Origin of the sequence: Kribbella sp. NPDC050241, from assembly GCF_044459685.1 — a bacterium.
In the GTDB taxonomy this organism is placed as follows: Bacteria; Actinomycetota; Actinomycetes; order Propionibacteriales; family Kribbellaceae; genus Kribbella.
This window is the reverse complement of sequence record NZ_JBITJE010000001.1, coordinates 840,691-855,806: the sequence shown is the minus strand read 5'-3', so window position 1 is coordinate 855,806 and position 15,116 is coordinate 840,691. Positions and strand designations below refer to the sequence as shown.

The 15,116-nt window shown below is 69.1% G+C and carries 14 protein-coding genes; 4 read left to right on the top strand and 10 right to left on the bottom strand.

What is annotated here, in order from left to right; all coding sequences use genetic code 11:
• Positions 1-25: 25 nt before the first annotated feature.
• Positions 26-2,425 carry a lamin tail domain-containing protein gene (locus tag ACIBG5_RS03905; protein WP_396389923.1) on the top strand — a complete coding sequence of 800 codons (2,400 nt, stop codon included), beginning with the start codon at positions 26-28 and terminating at the stop codon, positions 2,423-2,425.
• Between the two features lie 65 nt (positions 2,426-2,490).
• Complete coding sequence (gene msrB, locus ACIBG5_RS03900; protein WP_396389922.1) at positions 2,491-2,907, top strand: peptide-methionine (R)-S-oxide reductase MsrB; 417 nt, start codon at positions 2,491-2,493, stop codon at positions 2,905-2,907.
• A gap of 22 nt (positions 2,908-2,929) precedes the next feature.
• Here the strand turns inward: msrB and ACIBG5_RS03895 are convergent, their stop codons facing one another.
• From ACIBG5_RS03895 to hemE, 5 genes are read right to left on the bottom strand one after another with little or no spacing between them, the layout of a single operon-like run.
• Positions 2,930-3,313, bottom strand: coding sequence for a VOC family protein (locus ACIBG5_RS03895; protein WP_396389921.1), 384 nt, complete (start codon positions 3,311-3,313; stop codon positions 2,930-2,932).
• A gap of 5 nt (positions 3,314-3,318) precedes the next feature.
• Positions 3,319-4,014: a hydrogen peroxide-dependent heme synthase gene (hemQ, locus tag ACIBG5_RS03890; RefSeq protein ID WP_360439592.1), complete on the bottom strand. Its 696-nt coding sequence runs from the start codon at positions 4,012-4,014 to the stop codon at positions 3,319-3,321.
• Positions 4,011-5,420, bottom strand: coding sequence for a protoporphyrinogen oxidase (gene hemG / locus ACIBG5_RS03885; RefSeq protein ID WP_396389919.1), 1,410 nt, complete (start codon positions 5,418-5,420; stop codon positions 4,011-4,013). The genes hemQ and hemG overlap by 4 nt, the downstream gene beginning before the upstream one ends.
• The gene (locus ACIBG5_RS03880; RefSeq protein WP_396389918.1) at positions 5,417-5,911 is read right to left on the bottom strand and encodes a GNAT family N-acetyltransferase; all 495 of its coding nucleotides are present in this window, start codon (positions 5,909-5,911) and stop codon (positions 5,417-5,419) included. Before ACIBG5_RS03880 ends, hemG begins: the two co-directional genes overlap by 4 nt.
• On the bottom strand, positions 5,898-6,968 hold the full coding sequence (hemE, locus tag ACIBG5_RS03875; RefSeq protein ID WP_396389917.1) for a uroporphyrinogen decarboxylase: 1,071 nt from the start codon (positions 6,966-6,968) through the stop codon (positions 5,898-5,900). Before hemE ends, ACIBG5_RS03880 begins: the two co-directional genes overlap by 14 nt.
• 107 nt (positions 6,969-7,075) lie before the next feature.
• Between hemE and ACIBG5_RS03870 the strand changes: the two genes are divergently transcribed.
• Both ACIBG5_RS03870 and ACIBG5_RS03865 read left to right on the top strand, forming a co-directional pair.
• A complete protein-coding gene (locus ACIBG5_RS03870) occupies positions 7,076-7,678 on the top strand; it encodes a DUF3000 domain-containing protein (RefSeq protein ID WP_396389916.1) in 603 nt (200 codons plus the stop codon).
• On the top strand, positions 7,675-8,937 hold the full coding sequence (locus tag ACIBG5_RS03865) for a ribonuclease D (protein ID WP_396389915.1): 1,263 nt from the start codon (positions 7,675-7,677) through the stop codon (positions 8,935-8,937). The genes ACIBG5_RS03870 and ACIBG5_RS03865 overlap by 4 nt, the downstream gene beginning before the upstream one ends.
• On the opposite strand, the gene ACIBG5_RS03860 is transcribed toward ACIBG5_RS03865, so the two are convergent.
• The 5 genes from ACIBG5_RS03860 to ACIBG5_RS03840 form a co-directional block, all read right to left on the bottom strand.
• A complete protein-coding gene (locus ACIBG5_RS03860; RefSeq protein WP_396389914.1) occupies positions 8,938-9,423 on the bottom strand; it encodes a VOC family protein in 486 nt (161 codons plus the stop codon). It lies immediately after the preceding gene.
• A 65-nt stretch (positions 9,424-9,488) separates the two neighbouring features.
• Complete coding sequence (locus ACIBG5_RS03855; RefSeq protein WP_396389913.1) at positions 9,489-11,321, bottom strand: DUF2264 domain-containing protein; 1,833 nt, start codon at positions 11,319-11,321, stop codon at positions 9,489-9,491.
• The gene (locus ACIBG5_RS03850; RefSeq protein ID WP_396389912.1) at positions 11,291-12,316 is read right to left on the bottom strand and encodes a family 43 glycosylhydrolase; all 1,026 of its coding nucleotides are present in this window, start codon (positions 12,314-12,316) and stop codon (positions 11,291-11,293) included. Before ACIBG5_RS03850 ends, ACIBG5_RS03855 begins: the two co-directional genes overlap by 31 nt.
• A gap of 2 nt (positions 12,317-12,318) precedes the next feature.
• Positions 12,319-13,812, bottom strand: coding sequence for a hypothetical protein (locus ACIBG5_RS03845; protein WP_396389911.1), 1,494 nt, complete (start codon positions 13,810-13,812; stop codon positions 12,319-12,321).
• Positions 13,813-13,883: 71 nt separating this feature from the next.
• Positions 13,884-15,092, bottom strand: coding sequence for an ROK family protein (locus ACIBG5_RS03840; protein ID WP_396389910.1), 1,209 nt, complete (start codon positions 15,090-15,092; stop codon positions 13,884-13,886).
• Between the last annotated feature and the right edge of the window lie 24 nt (positions 15,093-15,116).

The following is a 15,116-nucleotide window of genomic DNA, read 5'->3' as shown; positions in this document are numbered from 1 at the left end:
TGGTCCGGGTGTGAGAATCCGGCTCATGTCTGCCCCGAACCGATCACGGCGCCGCCTGGGCGCCCTCGTGGTCACGTCCAGTCTCATCGTCTCCGGCCTGGCAGTGGCACTCGCCGCCGCGCCGGCGGACGCCGCGTCGACCGATGTGGTCATCACCGAGGTGTACGGCGGCGGCGGTAACAGTGGCGCGCCCTACACGAACGACTTCATCGAGTTGACCAACAACGGCACGGCGCCGATCGACGTGAGTGGCTGGTCGGTCCAGTACGCCTCCGCGGCCGGAAGCTCCTGGCAGGTCACCAACCTCACCGGCAGCATCGCCCCGGGCGCCGCCTACCTGGTCCAGGAAGGGGCCGGCGCCGGCAACGGTCAGCCGATGCCCGCACCGGACGCCACCGGCAGCATCCTGATGTCCGCGACGGCCGGGAAGGTTGCCCTCGTCACCACTCAGACGGCGCTGTCCTGCGGGACGACGGCCTGCCACAACGCTCCCGAGGTCAAGGACTTCGTCGGCTACGGTTTGACGGCGAGCGACTCCGAGACCGCTCCGGCGCCGGGCCTGTCGAACACGACCTCGGCCACCCGGAAGGTCCCCACCCAGGACGCGGACGACAACGCGGCCGAGTTCGCGGCGGTCAACCCGTCCCCGAAGACGCTGACCTCGACGCCGCCGGATCCGGACCCGGTGGACGCGAAGATCCACGACATCCAGGGCGCCGCGCACCTGTCGCCGCTGAACGGCAAGCTGGTCAAGGACGTCACCGGTGTGGTCACCGCGAAGAGCACCAACGGCTTCTGGTTCCAGGACCCCCAGCCCGACGGCGACCCGGCCACCAGCGAAGGCGTCTTCGTCTTCACCAGTTCCGCGCCGACCGTGGCCGTCGGTGACGCACTGACCGTCCAGGGCACCGTCGCCGAGTTCCGCCCCGGCGGCTCCGGCGGCACCGACAACCTGACCACCACGGAGATCACCAACCCGACGATCACCGTCACCGGCGCCGCGCCCGTACCGGCCCCGACGATCGTCGGCACGGGCGGCCGGGTCCCGCCGTCGACCGTGATCGACGACGACTCCAACGGCGACGTCGAGACGACCAGTACGGCGTTCGACCCGGCCAACGACGGCCTCGACTTCTGGGAGTCGCTGGAGGGCATGTGGCTCGGCATCGACAAGCCCGAGGTCACCGGTCCCACCAGTTCGTTCCGCGAACTGTCCGTCGTACCGGCCGGATCGTCGGTCCGGACCGTCCGCGGCGGCATCCTGCTGCAGAAGACCGACAGCAACCCCGAGCGCGTGCTGCTCGACGACGTGCTGACGCCGATCCCGGACGCGAAGACCGGCGACACGCTGGCCGGAGTCGTGGCGGGTGTCCTCGACTACTCCTTCGGCAACTTCAAGTTCCTCCCGACGCAGACGCCGACCGTGATCGACGGTGGCGTGAAGCGTGAGACGACCAAGGCCTCCTCACCGCTGCAGGTCTCGGTGGCGACGTTCAACGTCGAGAACCTCGACCCGTCCGACGGCGACGCCAAGTTCGACGGACTGGCCCAGGCGGTGGTGAAGAACCTCGGGGCTCCGGACATCCTCGGTCTCGAGGAAGTACAGGACAACGACGGCGCCACGAACTCCGGCGAGACTGCCGCGAAGAAGACCCTCGACATGCTCGTCGCCGCGATCCAGAAGGCGGGCGGACCGAAGTACGCCTACCGCCAGATCGACCCGGTCAACAACAAGGAGGGCGGCGAGCCGGGCGGCAACATCCGGGTCGCGTTCATGTACCGCACCGACAAGCCGGTGAAGTTCGTCGACCGTCCCGGTGGCACCTCGACCGCCGCCACGACGATCGTCACGGACCAATTCGGCAAGCCACACCTGAGCTACTCTCCCGGCCGGGTCGACCCGGCCAACCCGGCGTGGGACGCCACCCGGGTCCCGCTGGCAGGCGAGTTCACCTGGCACGGCCAGAGCCTGTTCGTGGTGGTCAACCACTTCAGCTCGAAGGGCGGCGACGACCCGCTCTGGGGCCGGACCCAGCCGCCGGTCCAGGTGACCGCGCCGAAGCGGCACCAGCAGGCGCAGTCGGTGCGCGGCTTCGTCGACCAGATCCTGGCCAAGGACAAGGGCGCCAACGTCATCGTCCTCGGTGACCTGAACGACTTCGACTGGTCGGAGACGGCCGACATCCTGGTCGGATCCGGCAAGACGTCACTGATCGACATGCCGCGGACACTGCCGGTGAAGGAGCGCTACAGCTACGTGTTCGAGGGCAACAGCCAGATCCTGGACCAGATCCTGATCTCCCGGAACCTGCAGCCCGCCTCGACGTACGACGTGGTGCACATGAACGCCGAGTTCCCGGACCAGATCAGCGACCACGACCCACAGGTGGTGCAGGTGATCCCGCTACCGTCCTGGGTGCACTGATTGCGGGAGTCTTACGGTGGCCGCCCGGGCGGGGTTTTGCTTGCCCGGGCGGCCACAATGGAGTCGTGACAGACGACACCAAGCAGTACGCCGTGAACAAGTCCGACGCGGAGTGGAAGGCGCAGCTGTCCCCCGCCGAGTTCCATGTGCTGCGCAAGGCCGGTACCGAACGCCCCTTCGTCGGTGAGTACACCGACACCAAGACGGTCGGCGTCTACAAGTGCCGCGCCTGCGACGCGGAGCTGTTCCGCAGCGAGACCAAGTTCGACTCGCACTGTGGCTGGCCGTCCTTCTTCGCCCCGCTGGCCGAGGAGCGGGTCGAGTACATCGAGGACACCGACCTCGGCATGAAGCGCGTCGAGGTCCGCTGCGCCAACTGCGGCTCCCACCTCGGCCACGTCTTCGAGGGCGAGGGCTACGACACCCCCACCGACCTCCGCTACTGCATCAACAGCATCAGCCTGAACCTCGAGCCCGCCTGATCGGCAGGCTGCCACCCCGGACTCAGATCGGGGTGGCGAGGGCTATCGGGTTGCCTTCGGGGTCGGCGGTGTAGGCCTGGCGTTCGCCCCAGGGCATGGTGGCGGGTTCCTGGAGGATGGGGTGGCCGGCCTCGCGGAAGAGCTCGACTGTGGCCTCGACGTTGTCGACGTACACGAAGAGCTCGAAGCGGGGCGCGGTGCCAACGGTGATGCCGAGTTGGGCCTCGGGCCAGTTGGCGTCGGCGATGCCCAGGGACGAGTCGCCGCGCTCGAGGCCGACGTAGTGCGGGTCGCCCTCGAGCGGGAACTGGTACGTCGGTTCGTACCCGAGCAGCGCGTAGAAACCGACGGACCGGCGTACGTCGCTCACGTACAGCACCGGGAAGGCCTTGCGGTGCCCAGTCACGGGCGTCAGGCCAGGTTGGCGACCAGCTCGCCGAGCTCGGTCCGCTTGCCCGTGTAGAAGGGCACTTCCTCGCGCACGTGCCGCCGGGCGGTCGACGCGCGCAGGTCGCGCATCAGGTCGACCATCCGGTGCAGTTCGTCGGCCTCGAAGGCCAGGATCCACTCGTAGTCGCCGAGCGCGAACGACGCGACCGTGTTCGCCCGTACGTCGGGGTAGGTCCGCGCCATCTTGCCGTGCTCGGCGAGCATGAACCGCCGCTCCTCGTCCGGCAGTAGGTACCACTCGTACGACCGCACGAACGGGTAGACACAGATGTACGCCCGCGCCTCCTCGTCGGCCAGGAACGCCGGGATGTGGCTCTTGTTGAACTCGGCCGGCCGGTGCAGCGCGAACTGCGACCAAACCGGTGCCAGGTGCCGCCCGAGGCGGGACCGGCGCAGCGCGTGGTACGCCTTCTGCAGCGCGTCCGACGTCGGCGCGTGCCACCAGACCATGAAGTCGGCGTCGGCCCGGAAGCCCTCGACGTCGTAGATCCCGCGGATCACCACGTCGTCCGTGGCCAGCTTGGCGACCAGCTCGGACAGTTCGGCGGTCAGCTCGTCCCGGTCCGCGTCCCCCAGCGGGGTCTCCACCTTGAAGACCGACCACAGGGTGTAGCGGATCACATTGTTCAGCTCACGCGCCTTCGGCTTCTCTGTCACGGAGCCATTGTCTCCAATGTGGCTAAATGAGCCTGCACCCGGGTGGCTGCCTGCCCACCCGATGCCACACACGCGGCGATCCCGACACCTCGGTACGCCGCTCCGCACACGGCCAGACCAGGCTCCGCAGCAACCGCCTCCTCTACGCGGTCAACGCGGTCCAGATGCCCCACGGCGTACTGCGGAAGCCCGCCGCCCCACCGCGTCACCAGCGACCCCACCACAGGTGCCTGGAGCCCGACAGCACGCCCCAGATCGGCGGTGGCCAGCGCCACCAGCTCCTCATCGGACCGTTGCAGGACGTGCTCCTCCCCCAGCCGCCCGACCGAGCACCGCAGTACGGCGAGGTCTCCACCAGCCGCACCCGACCACTCCCACTTCGCGTGCGAGTACGTCGACGCCTTGATCGTCCGCCCCTCCACCGACGGCACCAGGAACCCGGACCCGGTGGCCGCCTCGGGCCAGTCCTGCTTGCGGACCGCGAGCGTCACGATCGCCATGCTCGCGTACTCGATCGTCGCCAGCTCGGTCGACGCCGCCGGCACCAACTCAGCCAGCATCCGCGCCGCCGGTGTGGCCGGTACGGCGACGATCACCGCGTCGGCCTCCAACAGAGTCGGCGCCGGCACAGGCCCGGCCTCCAGCGCATAGCCGTTGGCGGTCCGCGTGATCCGTCGTACTGCGAGCTTGCGCCGGATGTCGACGCCACGCGCGGTCAGGTCCTTCTCCAGCGCGCTGATCAGCCGGTTGATCCCGCCGACAATGCCGGCGAACACCGGCGCGCCGGCCCGGCGCCGCCCGGCTTCCCGCATCTCCGCGGTCGCCGCGAGCAGGCTCGGCGCCGTCCGCAGCTTGGCGTACAGCTCCGGCACCGCGGCCGCCAGCGAGATCTCCTCCGCCCGGCCGGCGTACACCCCGCCGAGCAGCGGGTCGATCAGCTTGTCCGTCACCGCCGAGCCCATCCGCGAGGCGACGAACTGCCCGATCGCGACGTCCTCCGTCAGCCCCGGAGCCGGCAGCTCGGCCTCGTGCGCCACCGCTTCGGCTCCCTCGGACCCGAGTACGTCGGCTGTCGCGGCAGGGTCCATCGGGACACCCATGACGGTCGGCGGGATAGCCCGGATCCGGTCGCCGATCCACAGTCCGGCCGACGTCGTCGCCGGATGCACCAGGTCGTCACCGAGGCCGACCGCCTTGATCAGGTCGATCGCCTCCGGCCGCCGGGCCAGCACCGACTCGGCACCGAGGTCGACCGGCACGCCCTCGAGTACGTCACCCGCGAGCTTGCCGCCGAGCCGCGGCGACCCCTCCAGCACCGTGATCCGCGGCGGATTCGGCCCGGTTGCCAGCGCGTACGCCGCCGCCAGGCCACTGATCCCGCCACCAACCACAACGACCCGGCTCACAGGTCCTCCAGCTTCAACTCGAATCCAAGATGAGCTGCCGGGTCGGCCACGCGGCGGAACCCGGCTCGCGTCAGCACCGCCTGCGACGCCACATTCCGGTCCGACGTCCCCGCTCGCAGCATCGTCAGCCCGTACTCCGACGCGGCGAGCCTGGCGAGCGCACGGACCGCCGCCGACGCGAGCCCCCGGCCCGTGGCTTTCTCCGCGATCCGGTAGCCGAGCTCGGCCGAGCCGTTCTCGAGATCCATGAGGTTCACTCGTCCGACCACCGCGCCGACGGCATCGACCAAGACGTGGAACCGGCACGCCCCGGTCTCCTGCTCGGCCAGGAGGGCCTGATGCCGCTCCGCGAACGAGGTGAAGAAGTCGTCCCCGCGATCCTCGATCCAGACGGCGAAGTACGCCCGGTTCTCCCGCTCGAAGGCGAGGACGGCGTCGGCGTGCTCGGCGGTCAGCGGCTCGAGCGTCACGTCGTGGTCAGGCAGGTACACGGGCCGACTTCGCCTGTACGTGCTCGACGACCCGGCGCAGCACCTCGGGGTCGGCATTCGGCGGGACACCGTGCCCGAGGTTGAAGATGTGGCCGGGTGCTGCCTTTCCCTCGGCGAGGATCCGGTCGATCTCCGGCTCCAGTGCCTCCCAGGGAGCGAACAGCAGAGCCGGATCCAGATTGCCCTGCACCGGCTTCGGACCGGCTCCGGCCGCGGTGATCCGGCGTACCGCCTCGTCCAGCGGCACCCGCCAGTCGACACCGACGACGTCTGCCCCAGCGCTGCTCATCAGCCCGAGCAACTCGCCCGTGTTCACGCCGAAGTGCACCCGGGGTACGCCGTACGACGCGACGGCTTCGAACACCTTCGCGGAGTGCGGCAGCACGAACCGCTCGTAGTCGCGCGGCGACAGTCCGCCCGCCCACGAGTCGAACAGCTGGATCGCGGACGCACCCGCCTCGACCTGCACTGACAGGTACGCGATCGCCACGTCGGCCAGCCGGTCCGCGAGCGCGTGCCAGAGGTCCGGGTCGCTGTACATCAGCGCCTTGGTCTTGGCGAAGTCCTTGCTCGGCCCACCCTCAACCAGGTACGACGCCACCGTGAACGGGGCGCCGGCGAAACCGATGAGCGGCGTACCGTCCAGCTCCGAGACCAGCTGCCTCACGGCGTCCGTCGTGTACGGCACGTCCGCGGGAGTGACCGGTCGGACCGCGGCGAGGCCGGCTGCGTCGCGGATCGGGGCCGCGACCACCGGGCCGACCCCCGGCTTGATCTCGATGTCGAAACCGACCGACTTCAGCGGCAGCACGATGTCGGCGTAGAAGACCGCCGCGTCGACGCCGTAACGGCGTACCGGCTGCAGCGTTATCTCGACAACGAGGTCGGGACGCATGCAGGCTTCGAGCATCGTGGTTCCCGCGCGGGCCGCGTGGTACTCAGGCAACGCCCGCCCGGCCTGCCGCATGAACCACACCGGCGTGTACGGGCCCGGCTCACCTCGAGCGGCGAGCAGAAAGGCGGAACGGTCGAGCGCGCGGGACTTTGGCAGAGGCACACAGCGATAATCCCACGCGCGGAATTTCGCCCGTGAGCGGCCGTCGCACGCGGTTACCGGCGCGTCGACACAGGCGTCGGTGAGTAATCAGTCGTAGGCTGCGGAGCATGGGTGCCCGCAAGCAGGTCGACGCGCCACCCGCGGAGTTCGCCGAGGCCGTGACGCAGTTACGCGGTGCCCGGTTCCGGCCCGAGGTCTTCGTCGAGGAGATGCCCGCGCCGCAGCGGATCGCTCCGCACGCGGCCGCGGTCAGCGCCGACGTGACGGTCGACGGCGACGATGTCGCCACCGGCCGCCTGGTCATCCTTTACGACCCGGACGGGAACGACGCCTGGCAGTCGACCTTCCGCTGTGTCGCGTACGTGCGCGCCGCCGTCGAACCGGAGATGGTGACCGACGCGCTGCTCGGCGGCGTGGGCTGGACCTGGCTGATGGAGGCACTGGCGGACCGGGGCGCGGACTTCCAGGCGCCGAGCGGTACCGTCACCAGGGTGGTATCGGAAAGCTTCGGCGGCATGGCCGACGACGACGCGACGGCGGAGATCGAGATCCGTGCGTCCTGGAGCCCCGTGCCGGGGTCTGGTGGTCTGGTGGATGTGACCCGGCACGCGGAGGCGTGGGGCGAAGTTCTCTGCACGGCGGCCGGACTGCCGCCGGTTCCGCCAGGGGTCGTGGCGATGCCGACCCGGCGCGGACAGCGGGGCCGATGAGCCCGGCAGAAACCCAGCAGCCGCCCGTCCCGGACGACCCGACCGCGAACCTGCCCCTGCTAGAACTCCGTGACGGCCTCTCCGAGGTCGTCGACACCGACCCGGCGCTGACCGACGTGGTCGAGGCCTTCCAGGCCGGCACCGGCCCGGTCGCCGTCGACGCCGAGCGCGCGTCCGGCTACCGCTACTCCCACCGGGCCTACCTGGTGCAACTGCGTCGCGAGGGCGCAGGCTCCGCGCTGGTCGACCCGATCCCGTTCGGCGACCTGTCCGCGCTCGGCGACGCGATCGTGGACGCCGAGTGGATCATCCACGCCGCGAACCAGGATCTGGCCTGCCTGGCCGAGGTCGGGATGGTGCCGCGGAAGGTGTTCGACACCGAGCTGGCCGGCCGCCTGCTCGGGTACCCGAAGGTCGGCCTCGCCTCGCTGGTCAGCGAAGTCCTGGGCTACCGGATGCGCAAGGAGCACTCCGCCGCCGACTGGTCGACCCGCCCGCTGCCGGCGCCGTGGCTCGTGTACGCCGCTCTCGACGTCGAGATGCTGATCGAGTTGCGCGACGCGATCGAGGCCGAACTGCGCCGCGAGGGCAAGTGGGAGTGGGCCGAGCAGGAGTTCGCCTCGATCCTGTCCGCGCCGCCACGTGAGCCGAAGCCGGATCCGTGGCGCCGGACGTCGGGGATGCACCGCGTCCGCAATCGCCGCAGTCTGGCCGTCGTACGGGCGTTGTGGGAGGCGCGGGACCAGATCGCCGAGTCCGCTGACATCTCCCCCGGCCGGATCCTGCCGGACGCCGCGATCGTCGAGGCGGCGTCGGCGGTGCCGGCCGACCGGGACACGCTCCAGCGTCTGACCGCATTCAAGGGCCGCGGCGCGCACCGGCACATGCGGACCTGGTGGGAGGCGATCGACCACGCGCGCCGCCTGCCCGAGTCCGAGCTACCGAAGCAGGGCCCGCGGTACGACGGCCCGCCGCCGGCCCGTGCCTGGGCCGACCGGGACCCGGATGCCGCTGCCCGTTTGTCGGCCGCCCGCTCCTCGGTCGCCGAGATCGCCGAGGCGCACCGGCTTCCGACCGAGAACCTGCTCTCCCCCGACACCATCCGCCGGCTGGCATGGTCGCCACCACCCGAGCTCGGCCTCGAGGTGGTGACGACCTTCCTGCGCGAGCACAACGCCCGCGAGTGGCAGATCGGGCTCACCGCCGGCGTGCTGACCGATGCGATGGAGTCCGAGGCCCCGAAGGAACAGCTCGACTGATCACCCGGCCGGGCGGAACAGCGAGCTCTGCACGTACTCCAGCGCCTTGGTGAACTTCTCGTCGCCGAACCGGCGGCCCATCTCGGCCTCGTCGATCTCCTCGATCCGGGTCTGCAGCCAGTAGAGGTTGCCGAACGGGTCGTGCACCCGCGCGACGATGTCGCCCCAGAACAGATGCGTCGGCTCGGTCACGACGGTGCCGCCGGCTGCCACCGCCTGCTTCAGCGCGGTCTCCACGTCCGCGACGTAGAGCCGCAGGAAGGCAGGCGTCGGCGGCCAGTCCGGCTTGTCGAACATCATCACCACCGAGTCGCCGATCCGCATCTCGGCGTGGCCGATGTTCCCGTGCTCGTCGACGACCCGGCCACCGAGGTCCACCGCATCGAACGCGGACGCGAGGAAGTCCATCAGCCCGGCGGTGTCGTGCCCGATGATCCACGGCGTCACCGAGTGGTAGCCCTCGGGGATCGGGTTCACAGTCGTCATGTTCGCTGCTCCTTCGCGGTTCGGTTACCACCACCGTAGGAGCAGTACCGGCCAGGTTCTGGCCTCTACTTCAGCGCGACCACATCCTGTTGCTGGTCTGGCCAGGTGACGACAACCGTGGCGCCGTCGACCTCTGCAGTGATCCCGTCGGTGATGCAGTCCTGACCGCTGAGCAGCACTACGGCGGCGTACACGCGTCCGGGTTCGAGGCCGGTCTCGACCCACGGAGTGACAGACACTTCGCCGAAGGCGTTCACGCCCTCCCGGGTCGTGCTGCCCTCTTGCCACTCGCCGATCAGCGGTACGACGGCCGACACCCGCCCGGACCCTGTCAGTGGGTAGCCGGAGATCGTCAGGGTCAACGGTTCACCGTCGAACTGGCCGTCCACGCGGGCGATGCGGACCTCGAAGGGACCATGGAGGACGGACGCGGTGACAACTGAAAGGCCTGCTGTCTCCGGTTCCTCCGCCCCGAACTGCACGGGGAACCGGCTGACCGCCGTCCGCGGGCCGAGGCTCAGGAGGGTGATCGGGCGCCGCTGCGACCACCGCCCGTCGGACCTTCGCACCGCGACCTGATTGTCCGGGACCTCGTCCGCGTCGATCAGATCGGGCCCGGTGATCGTCGAGTAGGCGTGGCGGCAGTAGAGCGGATCCTCCGCAGCCAGTTCGGTCCCGGCGTGGTCGGTGCCGTGGTTGACCACGCGGACGATGCCGTCGGCCGTCGTACCCGAGATGAGCCAGCCCGGCGGCCGAGCAACGACCGAGACATCGGACTGCTCGAGCTGCAGCGGCTCCTCGCGGGCGGTCCACACCGGATGACCCGCCGGCAGCACAAGTCCGGCGAAGCCCAGACTCGCCCAGTACGGCGATCCCGGACCCGAGTACGACTGCCGCATCCGCGGGAACGCCGTACGCCACCCGAGGCCGAGCAGACCACGGTCGTCCCAGGCACCGGCATCGGCGAACCAACTGAGGATGCCACTGGTCAGACGCCGGGTCGCTCCGGGAGGCAACGGACTCGCGTCGAAGATCGCGCCCGCCCAGTACGGCGACGCGGTCGCGAACCGGTACACGAGCGAACGGCCTTGGTGGAGCGGCGCGCCATCGGCTCCGACGAGATGCTGGACGGTGCCGAGGTACTTATGCAACCGCTCGCGATAACCGTCGAGCAGCTCGCCGGTCTCGCCCGACATGCGGCAGTACCAGAGCGAGAACAGGTGCATGACCCAGCCGTTGTACCAGTCGTAGTGGGTGGTCCTGCCCTCGCGGATCCCGTCGGTGTACCAGCCGTCGCCTTGGTAGAACGTGTCCAGCGTCGCGATGTTCTTCTGGATCACCGACTCGTCGCACGGTCCGCCCACCGAGCGCAGGAAGGCGAGGGTGACGTTCTGGAACCACAGCCAGTTGCTCGCCGAGTACGTGACCTCGTTGGCCGGCGCCAGCCATTCGACGACCTGCGCACGCGTCCGGTCGTCCAGCTTGTCCCAGACCTGTGCACGGGATTCGTGCAGGGCGATGGTCATCGCGGCTGCCTCGACGCGCGGCTGACCGAACTCCGTCAGCCGCGGCCAGGCCTCCGGTGAGGTCGGGTCCGCGCCGGCGGCGAGGCCCTCGGCGTACCAGCCGGCGTGATCGTGCGGATCGTCCTCCGATCCGGCGAGCCGGAAGCCGGCGGTCAGAAATGATCTGGCGAACCCTTCCAGCCCGTCGCTCGCCGACCCGGACCTCGACGCCGGACCGGGAGGATCGACATTCGCATGACGCGGGCTCGCGAAATCCCGCAAGGCGAGCAAGGTCCGGTCAGCCGTCTGCTCCCAGTGCTCCCGTGTCCACCCTGTGTACGGCGACAGCGTTCGATCTGAGGTCAGTCGCTCGGCGTACCGTCGTTCACCCATGGCCAGCCCTCCGCATCCCAGTGCAGTTCGTCCATCATCAGCTTGCGGGTCTGCACGGACGGCAGATGGTTGCCGTCGGCGTCGTACCACGGATAGCCGTGGTAGAAGATCATCTGCCGCTGTTGCCCGCCGATCCGGACGTCGGTGATGAACTGGTGGCCGGGCGAGGCGACCCGGTCGTCGCCGCGCAGGATCGGCGTCGGGTGCTTGCCGGCGTCGAAGTTCCCCATCGGCGAGGTGGCCCGGGCGACACCGACCGCGTAGTTGCCGTTCCAGGTGTACAGATTCCCGCTGTAGAACAGGTAGTAGCTTCCGTCCCGGTAGAGCATGCTCGGACCCTCGACCGAGTTGCCTTCCCACGGCAGCGTCACGTGCATGATCTCGGTCGCCGGACCGACTCGGGTCAGTCCGTCCGGGGAGAGCCGGCCGATCGAGATGCGCTTGGTGAGCGTTCCCTGGAGGTCGTCCTTCCAGATCAGGTACCGCGCACCGTCCACGTCCTGGAACATGGTGGCGTCGATCATCGAGTAGTCGGGCATGCCCGCCAGTGGCGTGGGATTCAGCTGCCAGCCCTTCTCGAGGTCGTGTGAGGTGGCGACGTAGATCTTGTTGAACTGGCCGGGGGCCGTACGCATGTTGAAGTAGGCGACCCACTGACCACCGATCTGGTACACCTCCGGTGCCCAGAAGTCGACGTACCCGGCCGGCGGCTCGACGAAGCGCCCGAGGTCCTCCCAGGTGTACCCCGCATCGCGGGAACGGTACTGCTTGAGCCCGGTCGTGAACGCGTACCAAGTGTTGCCCTGGACAACGATCCCGGGATCGGCCGCCGGACATTCGTGCAACGGGTTCGGATACTCACCAGGACCGACGCGTGACGCGCAAGGCACCGCGGTGGCCGCCGAGGCTGGAACGGCGGCCGCGACGCTGCCGGCGCCGACCATGACCAGCGCCGCGATCGTCGCTGCCGTGCGTAACAGTAGTGGTCTGTGCACAGTCATCTCCTCGAACCGTCGATGCGCAGGAGTACTGCCCCGAGTGCAGGCACCTGGACGTCCACGTGGCCGTCCTCAACGCGGCTGTGGCCGGTTCTCCTGTCGTGGTTGGTGTCGCTGAATTCCCACAGCTCGCCCGCTCCCGCGCGCACGAGTTCGCTCAGATCGGCATCCACGCTGTACGCCGTTTCGGTCGCCGAGTTCACGACCAGGAACCAGACGTCACCGTGACTGTCGCGGGTGGTGATGGACAGGATGTCCGGAGAGCCGGCGACGCTCTCATGGGTGACACGGCCGCCTTGCAGCGCGCGGATCCCCATCCGGAGTGCGTAGTACGTGACCCGGCGGGTGCCGTCCTTCCCGACCAGGTACGCCCGGTTCGGCGCATCGTAGAGATTCACGATGTGGTTGCCGTAGACATACGAGTCCGGGCTGGACATCCGGATCAGGTTCTGCAGGATCAGGACTCCGGACGAGACCTGCTGATACGAGTCGGCGCCGTGGCCGTAGACCGGGCCCCACTCCGTCACCCACAACGGGCGATCCGGTTGCCCGGCGGCGTTCATGAGCTGGTGCACCTCGCGGAGGTTTCCGCTCGGGTCGTCGGAGAAGTCGTGGTAGTCGACCGCGTCGAAGGAGTCCGGAACCTTCTCGAGCGCGTCCTTGATCCAGCCGAAGCGGTCGCCGGCGTCGTTGACCGACGTACCTGCCGACACCGGTGCGTAGGTCTGGTACGCCCGCTGCGGAAGGAACCGCTGATAGGTGTAGTCGATGGCGTCCTTGGTCAGCCTGACGAAATCCCAGTAGTCGTCCTCGGTGCCGAGCCAGCCCTGCCCGTCGTGATTCGGTTCGTTGCCGAGTTCCCAGTCGTCGACCCGGTAGTCGTTGCGGACGTTCAGCCAGTAGACACTGGCGAAGACATGCTGCCACCACTCGTTGCGGCCCTCGGGCGTGTTCGGTGGGTTGAGCGGCGTGGCCCAGTCCGGATCCAGGGTCGCGTTCTGGACCCGCAGCGACACCATCGGCTTGACGTGCGCGTCCTTGAGGCTGCCGAAGATCTGGCGCCAGTTGCCCTGCCATCCTTCGCCGGGATTCGTCGCGTACCAGAACGGACTGCCCTCGGGCGGATGGGTGAAGGCGTTGTCCCACCACGCCCAGTTGACGACGTTCGGGTCGGACTTGATCTCGTCGATCGTGGGCGAGCCGAAGACGCCGTCGTCGTCGTCCCACTCCCACGCGTACATGTGACCTTCGTAGAAACGGTAGGTGTTGATGCCGAGATCCTTGATGTCGCGGATGTCGAAGTTCGTGATGCCGCGATCGGCGCCGATGTAGCGAGTGCTCACTCCCCACGGCTTGCCGGAGACCTTGATCGTCGTCTTCGCGGTGGCGACACCCGGCGCCGCGGCGGCGGCCGGCAGGGTGGGCAGCAGGACCGCTCCCGACGCGATCGCACTCGCCTTCAGTGCGCCTCTTCGCGAGATCTTGCCAGGCATAGCATCTTCTCCTTCGTCAGAGCGCAGCACGGATCAGACCCTTACCGCTCTTCTCCCAGACGTGCCTGCCGCTACAGCGACCCCGCGGTCTCCTGAGCCGGCGAGATCGGGCCACCGACCATGCCGGTGAGCACCAGGGCCGCCGCCCCGAGCGCGCCGCCTCGCGCGCCGAGGCGACCGAGGCGGATCGTCGGTGGCGCGAACGGCAGCCGGCGGTCGGTGACCTCCTGCAACGGACCGACGATGAAGTCGCCTGCGCGCATGGTCGAGCCGCACAGCACCACCAGGGGTGAGTCCGTCACACACAAGGTCGCAGCAACCACCGCGCCCAGGCCGCGACCGACATCGGCCAGTACCTCGGCCATTTGCAGGTCGCCCGACAGTGCCTCGTCGATCACGACGTCGGCGTCGACGCGCGACAACGGCACGCCACCGAGGCGCCTGCGCCTGGACTCACGGAGCCGTGCGACCGCGGCGCGGATGATGGCCGAAGAGCCGACCACGTCCGACACCTTCACCGGTGTCACGCCGCCCTTGCCGTCGTTGAGGTCCAAGATCATCCGGCCGACCGCCCCGGCAGCACCATCGCCTCCGGTGAACAACCGGCCGCCGCTGATCACGGCACCGCCGAGACCCTCGTCCACCACCAGGCACAGCAGATCAGTGGCTCCCCGACCGGCGCCGAACAGGTGCTCGCCGACAGCCACCGCATGGGCGCGGTTCTCGGCCACGACAGGGAGCTCGAATCGGTCGGCCAGGAACGCATGCAGATCCAGGCCGGTCCAGCCCGGGGCCTGCTGCGGAAGGAACATGCCGGGTCTCGAGCGCTGCATCCGGGTCGGCACGGCAACGCCGAGTCCGGTCACCCGGTCCGGTGTCTCCACCGTCGTCAAGAGCCGGCCCACGACACGGTCCAGGGTCCGCTCGAAGCGCCGCTGTCCGTCCTCGAGGTCACAGTCGGTCGACACCTCGCCGTGGATCTGTCCGGACAGGTCCGAGATCACCGCCGAGATGTGATGCCGGTCGACACTCACTCCGGCGGCCAGCAGCCGGTCCATTCTCAGGCCGTACAGGATCGGCCGGCGGCCGCCGGACGACTCCCCCTCGCTCACCGGCAGGACAACGCCCTCGGTCTCGAAGTCGGCCAGGATCTCCGAGATCGTCGGCACGCTCAGCCCCAGGTCGCGGGCCAGCATCGCCTTGGACAAGTTGCCGTGAGCACGGAGCCGGCCGAGCACCTGAGCCCGATGCTCGTCCCTGACTCGTCGAACGCCACCCACTTTCGGAACCCTCCTGAAGAAGTG